The following is a 2,939-nucleotide window of genomic DNA, read 5'->3' as shown; positions in this document are numbered from 1 at the left end:
GTCTTCCTGCGCGAGCGGCTGCTGCGCCGGGCTCGGGAGCAGGCGACGAACCGTTCGGCGGTGAGCCCCGGGCGGCCGAGGTAGCCGCGGGCCAGCCCGAGACCGGCCACGTACAGCTCGCCGGGGACGCCGGGCGGCACCGGTCGCAGCCGCTCGTCGAGCACGTACGCCCGGGTGCCCGCGATGGGACGGCCGATCGGCGGCGCCTGACCGCACGGGACCAGCGGACCCGCCATGGTCGAGATCACCGTGGTCTCCGTGGGACCGTAGACGTTGATCATCCGGCGGCCGGGAGCCCATCGCTCGACCAGCTCCGCCGGACACGCCTCGCCTCCGACCATCAGCGTCGACACGGACAGCGCGCCCTCCGGGACGACGGCCAGCACCGACGGCACCAACGTCACGTGCGTCACCCCGGTGCCGGGGTCGCTCAGGGCCGAGAGCGGTGATCCCTCAGGCGGCAGCACCAGCGTGGCGCCGGTCAGCAGCGTGGGGAAGACCTCGGACACCGACGCGTCGAAGCTGGGCGAGGCGAACTGCAGTACGCGGCTGCTCGTGTCGATGGCGCACCGTTCGGCGTGCTCCGCGACCAGGACGGCGACGCCCGCGTGGCCGACCACGACGCCCTTGGGGCGCCCGGTCGAGCCCGACGTGTAGATCACGTACGCGGGGTTGGCCGGGTCGACGGCGATCCGGGGGTCGGTCTCGGGCAGGGTCTCCAGCAGGGCGGCCGCCTCCGCCGAGTCCAGCACCAGGCGGTCGGGTTCCCGGGGGCCGAGGGGGCGGTCGTCCAGTGCGCTGTCGGCGATCAGCAGCTTGGGACGGGCGTCGGAGACCATGAACTCCAGTCGGGCGACCGGGTAGTCGGGGTCCAGCGGCAGATACGCGGCGCCGGCCTTGAGCACGGCGAGCATGGCCACGACCAGGTCGACGGAGCGTGGCAGCGCGAGCGCCACGATGTCCTCGGGCCCCACTCCGCGGCCGGTCAGCGCGTGAGCGAGCCGGTTGGCACGGTTGTTGAGCTGGGCGTACGTCAGCGTGGTGGCGCCGGACTCCAGGGCGAGCGCGTCGGGCCGGGCGTGGGCCCGTGCCTCGAACAGGGCCGGCAGCGCGAGGGCGGGCGCCTCGACGGCGGTGTCCTCGGCGGCCGACAACTGCCGGTGTTCGCCGGCGGTGAGGATGTCGTACTCGCTGATCCGCCGCCCGGGGTCGGCGGTCGCGGCCTCCAGCAGCCGTACCCACCGCTCGGTCGTGGTCCGCACGGTCTGCGGGTCGTACAGGTCCCCGGCGTACTCGATGAACCCTTCGATGCCCTCGGGCGATCCGTCCTCGCCGTGGCGCTCGGTCAGCGAGAGGACCAGGTCCAGCTTGGAGGTGGTGGTGGTCGGCCGGACGTCGGCGACGTCCAGACCGGCGAGGGCGAAGTCGGCCCTGGGGGTGTTCTGCAGCACCAGCATGACCTGGAACAGCGGGTGATGGGCCAGCGACCGGGCCGGGTTGAGGACCTCCACCAGGTACTCGAAGGGCACGTCCTGGTGGGCGTAGGCGCCGAGCGCGGTCTCGCGGACCCGGCCGAGCAGGTTCGCGAAGCTGGGGTCGCCGCTGGTGTCGGTGCGGAGGACCAGGGTGTTGACGAAGTACCCGATGAGCTGGTCCAGCGCCTCGTCGGTCCGCCCGGCGACCAGGCTGCCGACCGGGATGTCGGTGCCCGCGCCCAGCCGGCTCAGCAGCGCCGCGAGCCCGGCCTGCAGCACCATGTGCAGACTGGTGCCACTGGTGCGTGCCAACTCCCGCAGCTTCATGTGGAGTTCGGCACTGAGGTCGACGGTGACGAAGCCGCCGCGGTGGGACGCGACCGCCGGGCGGGGCCGGTCGGTGGGGAGCTGGATCTGCTCGGGCAGTCCGGCCAGGGCCGTCGTCCAGTAGGCGGACTGGCGGGCGAACAGGCTGTCCGGGTCGGTGTGCTCCCCGAGCAGCCGGTGCTGCCACAGGGTGTAGTCGGCGTAACTCACCGGCAGCGGAGCCCACTTCGGCTCCTCGCCCCGGAGGCGGGCCGCGTACGCGGCGGTCAGGTCGCGCGCCAGGGGCCCGAGGGACCAGCCGTCACCGGCGATGTGGTGGATGACGAGCAGCAGTACGTGCTCGTCGGGGCGGAGCGCGAACAGCCGGGCGTGCAGCGGAGGTTGTACGGAAAGGTCGAAGGCGTGGGCCAGTGCCGCGGTGAGGTCGCGGTCCAGCGTCTCCTCTGTGGTGGAGGACGTGCGCAGCCGGGGGCCGGCGTCCTCGGCGCTCAGCACCTGCTGGTGGGGCACGCCGTCGATCTGCGGGTACACCGTGCGCAGGCTCTCGTGCCGGGCCACCACGTCGGACAGGGCGGCCTCCAGCGCGGCCCGGTCGAGGGGACCGGTCAGACGCCAGGCGAGCGGGATGTTGTAGTGGGCGGTGCCGCCCTCCAGCTGGTGCAGGAACCACAGCCGCCGCTGGGCGAAGGAGAGCGGGATCCGCTCGGGGCGCCGCTGCGGGGTCAGCGCCGGCCGCGCCCGTCCGGCCTCGACGAGGCTCGCCGCGAGACCGGCCGGGGTCGGCGTCTCGAACAGGGTGCGCAGTTCCAGCTCGACGCCGAGGGTGGCCCGGACCCGGGCCACCAGCCGGGTGGCGAGCAGGGAGTGGCCGCCCAGGTCGAAGAAGCTGTCGTCGGCCCCGGCCTCGGCCACCCCGAGGACCTCCGCGAACAGCTCGCACAGGATCTGCTCCTGCGGGGTGCGCGGAGCCCGGCCGCCGCCCGTGGAGCCGGACTCCGGCTCGGGCAGCGCCCTGCGGTCGAGCTTGCCGTTGGCGGTGAGGGGCAGCGCGTCCAGGGTCACGAAGGCGGCGGGCACCATGTACTCCGGCAGCCGCTCCCGCAGGTGCGCCCGGAGCACGGCGGGTCCCGGGTCGGC

1 protein-coding gene is annotated in these 2,939 nt (G+C 73.9%); it reads right to left on the bottom strand.

The genetic code is table 11. The features are described 5' to 3' along the window. The coding region (locus ACWEN3_RS44480; protein ID WP_452983843.1) for an amino acid adenylation domain-containing protein at positions 1-2,939 on the bottom strand (2,939 nt) is incomplete at both ends.

The organism is Streptomyces sp. NPDC004561 (assembly GCF_053602155.1).
This window is presented reverse-complemented; position numbering and strand designations above follow the sequence as displayed.